This is a genomic window from Segatella oulorum F0390, from assembly GCF_000224615.1.
Taxonomy (GTDB): domain Bacteria; phylum Bacteroidota; class Bacteroidia; order Bacteroidales; family Bacteroidaceae; genus Prevotella; species Prevotella oulorum.
Genome location: NZ_JH114216.1, coordinates 635,754 through 642,111 on the forward strand (window position 1 = coordinate 635,754; position 6,358 = coordinate 642,111).

The 6,358-nt window shown below is 43.6% G+C and carries 6 protein-coding genes, 1 tRNA gene, 1 rRNA gene and 2 pseudogenes; 7 read left to right on the forward strand and 3 right to left on the reverse strand.

The genetic code is table 11. From position 1 onward, the window contains the following. The 3 genes and pseudogenes from HMPREF9431_RS09160 to HMPREF9431_RS09165 form a co-directional block, all read right to left on the reverse strand. Positions 1-350, reverse strand: a pseudogene (locus HMPREF9431_RS09160) (transposase); the annotation flags it as partial. 73 nt (positions 351-423) lie between these two features. After that, positions 424-519, reverse strand: a pseudogene (locus HMPREF9431_RS13705) (site-specific integrase); the annotation flags it as partial. Positions 520-831: 312 nt separating this feature from the next. Further along, a tRNA-Ser gene (locus tag HMPREF9431_RS09165) sits at positions 832-916 on the reverse strand. A 942-nt stretch (positions 917-1,858) separates the two neighbouring features. Here HMPREF9431_RS09165 and HMPREF9431_RS09180 point away from each other — a divergent pair. The 7 genes from HMPREF9431_RS09180 to HMPREF9431_RS09205 form a co-directional block, all read left to right on the forward strand. After that, a complete protein-coding gene (locus HMPREF9431_RS09180) occupies positions 1,859-2,077 on the forward strand; it encodes a hypothetical protein (RefSeq protein ID WP_040561392.1) in 219 nt (72 codons plus the stop codon). Positions 2,078-2,122: 45 nt separating this feature from the next. Then, positions 2,123-2,689, forward strand: coding sequence for a sugar O-acetyltransferase (locus HMPREF9431_RS09185; protein WP_004380975.1), 567 nt, complete (start codon positions 2,123-2,125; stop codon positions 2,687-2,689). Continuing rightward, the gene (locus HMPREF9431_RS09190) at positions 2,686-3,012 is read left to right on the forward strand and encodes an MGMT family protein (protein ID WP_004380976.1); all 327 of its coding nucleotides are present in this window, start codon (positions 2,686-2,688) and stop codon (positions 3,010-3,012) included. Before HMPREF9431_RS09185 ends, HMPREF9431_RS09190 begins: the two co-directional genes overlap by 4 nt. Positions 3,013-3,116: 104 nt before the next feature. Continuing rightward, on the forward strand, positions 3,117-4,937 hold the full coding sequence (locus tag HMPREF9431_RS09195; protein WP_004380977.1) for an SLC13 family permease: 1,821 nt from the start codon (positions 3,117-3,119) through the stop codon (positions 4,935-4,937). Positions 4,938-5,203: 266 nt separating this feature from the next. Beyond that, the gene (locus HMPREF9431_RS09200; RefSeq protein ID WP_004380979.1) at positions 5,204-5,539 is read left to right on the forward strand and encodes a type I restriction-modification system subunit M N-terminal domain-containing protein; all 336 of its coding nucleotides are present in this window, start codon (positions 5,204-5,206) and stop codon (positions 5,537-5,539) included. Positions 5,540-5,573: 34 nt separating this feature from the next. After that, positions 5,574-5,687, forward strand: a complete 114-nt coding sequence (locus HMPREF9431_RS13710) for a hypothetical protein (protein ID WP_404827958.1) — start codon at positions 5,574-5,576, stop codon at positions 5,685-5,687. Between the two features lie 463 nt (positions 5,688-6,150). Then, positions 6,151-6,358, forward strand: a 16S ribosomal RNA gene (locus tag HMPREF9431_RS09205); the annotation flags it as partial.

The following is a 6,358-nucleotide window of genomic DNA, read 5'->3' on the forward strand; positions in this document are numbered from 1 at the left end:
AAACCGTCTCTATCACCTCACTAATCTGCTCGGTGGTAAGTCCCTTGGTATAAAAGTTGATAAACCAAGGCGGCACGCTCTTCACATTCGCTACGAATAATCCCTAAAAGTACGGGATAGAAATTGCCGCTACGGCTACGTGGTATGCGCAAGACGAACGTATAGCCCTTACAATACCAACGGCGAGGACGAAAGCCATTGCATTGCTCATTCTTATTCGCTTTGACGAATAATTCGCGCTCGTGGGCCATCAAAGAATTCATAATCAACGATTGAAGTGTGACAAAACCTTCACTGCTACTTGTGTAATTCGAAATAATTTCCGAAATTTGTCCTTGTGTAAGTTCCATATTCTTGTTGTTTTTTATTACTTAATGCAAAGATAAGAATTATGGTGAGCTTACACACTTTTTTAGACACTACCCCGTTAAGGAATACACGGAGCATTACAGGCGACTTTCCTTCTTTGTTCTCATAGTTTGAGCGTAGGTAGAAGGATACCTTGAAAGTTGTTCTCATAATGCATCATTCTTTTGTGTAGCACTCGGCTGCAAAATTAATATATAACACTCTGAAAAAGAAAGAATTAATGCCGTCAATATGGTATTCAGAATCCCGTCACTGCTACATTTTTTATTGCTACAATTTTTGTGTAGCAGTTTATGTAGCAGAATTTGACCGAATAATGACTGTCAAAACATAGGGTTATGCCGTCAGGCGATAGAGGTATATACAAAGAAAAATCGTTGTAAAACCTTGATTTTACAACGATTAGCTAATTTTTGAAGGCTAAATTGACAACCCTTGTGAAGTCCTTTTGAAGCCTATTAGCGGAGAGAGAGGGATTCGAACCCCCGGTGCCTCTCGGCACGACGGTTTTCAAGACCGTTGTAATCGACCACTCTACCATCTCTCCAAAAGAATTTCGTATAGAATATGTTCGAAAAGCGCTGCAAAGGTAAGAGAATTTATTTGAAATCACAAATATTTCATTATGTTTTTCGGAAAAGCGTTGTTGACAAGAATGTTTCTGTATGCTGGAAGGGCTATACTGAGGTTTACTGCTTGTGTCAACAAAAAAAGCTGGAGAGTGCCGTAGGAGAAGGTATTTTACTCTTAAAATTCATGATTTTTGGAAGCTACAGTCTCGTGATATATACAGTCAGATGAAACTTCTTATTCTTTGTAATCATGATTTCTGGAAGCTACAGTCTCGTGATATACACAGTCAGACGAAGCCTCTTATTCTTTACAATCATGATTTCTGGAAGCTACAGTCTCGTGATATACACAGCCAAATGAAACCTCTTATTTTTTACAATCATGATTTTTGGAAGCTACAGTCTCGTGATATACACAGTCAGATAAAACCTCTTATTCTTTGCAATCATGATTTTTGGAAGCTGTTGTCTCGTGATATAAACAGTCAAATGAAACCTCTTGTTTTTTACAATCATGATTTTTGGAAGCTACAGTCTTATGATATACACAGTCAGATGAAACTTCTTATTCTTTGCAATCATGATTTTTGGAAGCTATAGACTTGTGATAGATGTTATCGAATGAACCTTTTATCCTTCCATCATTCATTCTTTTGGAAGCTGCGCTCTTGTGGTAGCCAGTGTAAAATGGTGCATATTAGGTGGTAAACACATTGAGCTTACCGGATAAACACATTGAGTTTACCGGACAAATACATTGAGTTTACAACGGAATTGCTATTCATTTTCCAATCAATCTGCATGCTTTTTCATTCTATTCGCTGCTTCATGTAGCGATGGACCTCGTCAGTGTCTCTACAGATAGGGGGTGATTGTGACGATTACTCCTCTGTTTTTTATGCAGTTTTACGCTAATTATGGATGAAACAAGCACTTATCGTGCCAGTGCTGTATGTAATATGTGGCACGAAATGGTTATGGAAAAAGGTGCAGGTTGGCTTATTGCAGCAAAAAAATACGTATCTTTGTGGCAAGAACAAAGAGAAGATGTGGTGCGTGATGTTCGGATTATGTCCCCGTTGGCTTTATGGATGTCCCTTTTGTTTTCGGTGGTTAATGAGAGGTGCATCAGCTGAGGCTTGCGCACACAGAGGAATATTAATTTTTATAGTAAAAGGATGATGAATGAAGAATGGGAAAAGATGTTGCGTGGTGAGCCTTATCATGCGCTTGATCCTGAAATATTATCAATGCTTTTTAAGACCAAAGATGCCGTTTGGGCCTACAATCAGCTCAAGCCCTCGCAGTTAGAAGCGCGCGAAACCTGCATCAAACGCATTCTGGGGCATTGCGGTGTGCAGCCTGTTGTGAACTCACCCTTTCATTGTGATTTTGGTTGTAACATTCATGTAGGCGACCATTTCTTTTCCAATTTCAATCTTACAATCCTCGATGAGGCGCGGGTGACCATTGGCAACCATGTGTTTCTCGGCCCCAATGTGAGCCTCTTTACGGCGTGTCACCCCATTGATCCTGAAGAAAGACGTTTGGGAGTGGAGTGGGCTAAGCCCATTACGATAGGCGATGACGTTTGGATAGGGGGCAATGTGACGATTCTTCCCGGAGTGACCATTGGCCATCGATGCACCATTGGCGCAGGATCGGTGGTGACAAAAGATATCCCCGCCGACTCGATTGCTGTAGGAAATCCGTGTCATGTCATCAAAAAACTCCCGTCAAAAAAATGAAATCTGTTGCGATTGACGAACGTTTTCAGGCCGAGGTGCAGCAAGTGGTGTGTGCCATTCCGCCAGGTTGGGTACTCACCTATGGGCACATCGCACGCCTCATTGGTCATCCGCAACATGCACGGCAAGTGGGATTAGTGCTTAAAAAGATTGGAGAAGCACAAGCACCTTGCCATCGTGTGGTCAATAGTTCGGGGCGATTGGCACCCATGTGGAACGAACAGGGCGCACTGTTGCGCCGCGAAGGAGTGACGTTTAAGGCCAATGGCTGTGTGGATTTGCAGCAATCGCTGTGGCATCCCGATGGTGTTTTGAACGAATAGCCTCGTTCTGTTGCGGGGCATACCATCCATTTGGTCAACTCGCCCGATTTTATTATCTTTGCAACATTATTGATTCACAGGACTAACTGCATTTATTTATTTTCATGGTACTGACGATTATCACGCTACTGATAACCATTGTGTTTTTCATTTGGGGTCGCATACGCAGCGATATTGTTGCAATGATGGCACTCATGGTGCTCACTGCTTCGGGCGTTTTAACGACACAAGAGGCGCTAAGCGGTTTCTCCTCACCGATAGTATTGATGATGGTGGGACTTTTTATTGTGGGAGGCGCCATCTTGCAAACAGGACTTGCACAGTCGGTTGGCAACAGCATTGCACGCCTTTCGGGTGGCAATGAGACGCGTGCTTTCGTATTGGTGATGTTGGCAACAGCTGTGATTGGTGCATTTGTGAGCAACACCGGCACCGTAGCCATTATGATGCCCATCATTATGAGCATGGCTGCGACGTCGAACATCCGTGCCTCTCGTTTGCTCATGCCTGTGGCTTTTGCCGGGAGTTTGGGCGGAATGCTCACACTTATTGGTACGCCTCCCAACCTTGTTATCAGTGAGACGCTGCAACGAGCAGGTTTCAAACCGTTGGGCTTTTTCTCGTTTTTCCCTACAGGTGTAATTGTGATTGTTATCGGTGTGCTGGTGTTGTTACCCTTGAGTCTGTGGCTTATTAAAGAGGCTGACGGTAAAAAACGACGCAAGGGGCAATCACTTTCGGCTTTGGCCAAGCAATATCATCTGACAGAGAAGATTTATAAATATCATGTGGGCAAAGAAGCACGTGAACTGAATGGCATGCGTGTGAAAGAACTCGATTTGCAACGTCGTTATGGTTTGACGCTGCTTGAGATACGAAGCGAACGGAAGCGTGCGTTTGGCAAGGTCATAGACCAACACATGGCCTGGGCAGACAGTGTGATTAGTCATGGCGATATTTTGTTTTTCTATGGTGATCAATCGGGTATGCAGCGATTAGCTGCCGACTATCGGCTGCAGAATTTGCGTAGCTCCCACCTCGATTTCTACGACATCGGCATCTCTGAAATTGTGATACTCCCCACCTCTCGTCTCATTGGTACGCGCATCAAAGACTCGCGTTTGCGTGAAGATTATGCACTCAACATCCTGGGCATCCGTCGTGATGAAGAGCGCATTACGGAAGATTTGGGCGCCCACCGCTTGCACAATGGCGACATCTTGTTGGTGCAAGGTAAGTGGGATGCTATTATTCAAATGAATCAAGAGAATGAAAACTGGGTGGCACTTGGGCGCCCAGACATGAAGGCTGCTAAGGTGATTTTTGATTATAAGTCGCCCGTTGCCGCCATCATCATGTTGCTGATGGTGCTCACAATGGTCTTCGATTTCATCCCCATTGCACCCGTGACGGCAGTGCTGATGGCCTCGCTCTTTGTGATTTTGACGGGTTGTTTCCGCAGCGTCGATGCGGCCTATAAAACGATTAACTGGGAAAGTGTGGTGCTTATTGGTGCGATGATGCCCATGTCTACGGCTTTAGAGAAAACGGGTGTGTCGCAAATGGTCTCTGAAACGCTGGTCAATAGTTTAGGTGCTTTCGGCCCTTATGCCCTGCTGGCAGGCATTTATTTCACCACTTCGCTGCTCACGATGTTCATCAGCAACACCGCAACGGCCGTGCTTATGGCTCCCATTGCTTTGGTTGCAGCCCAGCAAGTGGGTGTTAGTCCCTATGCATTCCTTTTTGCAGTGACGTTAGGTGCCAGCATGTGTTTCGCTTCTCCGTTCTCTACGCCGCCCAATGCCTTGGTGATGAAAGCCGGAAACTACACCTTTATGGATTATGTGCGTGTGGGATTGCCCCTGCAACTCATCATCGGCATCGTGATGACCTTTGTGTTGCCGTTGCTGTTTCCGTTTTAAAGGAGTGAGGAGATTTGCTAAAAGCAGTGATACTGTTTTAAATTACGGAAGAAAAAGAAATGATGGTGCCACAGCGTGGGCGTCATCATTTTTGTTTTTGACGGTCTCCCATAGCGACTTCTTATGTGCTTCAATCTTGGATAAGTAGCAACGATAATTTCTAAAAAGTAGTACCTATACATGTTAAAGCTATTTTTTCCTTCGTTTTACACATGATAAAATCGTAAATTTGCGAGGTCAATTAAAAATAAAAACCGAAAGTAATAATGACAAGCATCATGCAAAGAGAAGCACTGCGCGCTGCCATTTGGAAGATTGCCAACGAGGTGCGCGGCGCTGTAGATGGTTGGGATTTTAAGCAATTTGTCTTGGGTACGCTATTCTATCGCTTCATCAGTGAAAACTTTTCCAACTTTATGGAAGCAGGAGATGAGAGCATAGACTATGCGCATTTTCCCGATAGTGCCATCACGCCGGCAATAAAAGATGATGCCATCAAAAGCAAAGGATATTTTATTTATCCTAACCAATTATTCGTAAACGTTGCTAAGGACGCGAATAGCAACCCTAATTTGAAATATCCAAACGTCTCTGAAGCATGAGTTCGCCAGTGATAATGGGACAGACCTGAATGCAATTCTCCCAAAGATGAGCCCACTTAATCCACAATATCTAACGAAAAAGCATCAAGTTTTTCAGAAGATTGTAGCTTTTGTCGAAAGATTTAAGGGGGGTGGTGGAACAATCTGAAGCTCATTTGCCTTTTGAAATTCTATGATGTATTATATATTAAGGTGTAGAGTTTTGCCTATTTTGTTGTATAAATCGAAAAATATGTTTTATTTTTGAATTTTCTTCAAAAAAGTTTTGGTGTTTGTTTAGATTTGCATTACCTTTGCACTCGCTTTTGAGGACAAAGGTTCTCAAGTAGCGTTTTCTGCGCCTGTTGAAACGGGTGTGAGGAATAAAGAGAGCGATCTTTGACAAGATTTTCATAGACAGAGAAGTAGTACAAGAAGCGAGTGCTTGTCTTGTTTTCGAGATGAGTGCTTGGGTAAAAAGAACGAACCGTCAGAAGATGGTATTCTTTGAGACGTACAGGTGAAGACTTCAATAAAGCGAAGGATGTTGTTCTGAATCAGATAGACTCATGCCTTTCTATTCCGGGCTTATTTTTAATGTTTCGGTTTAGTGGGCAGAAAATAGATATTTTACAATGGAGAGTTTGATCCTGGCTCAGGATGAACGCTAGCTACAGGCTTAACACATGCAAGTCGAGGGGAAACGATGAGAGAGCTTGCTCTCTCAGGCGTCGACCGGCGCACGGGTGAGTAACGCGTATCCAACCTGCCCATTACAGGGGAATAACCTTGACGAAAGTAAGAACTAATGCCCATGGTATTCTCAGCAGACATCTAATG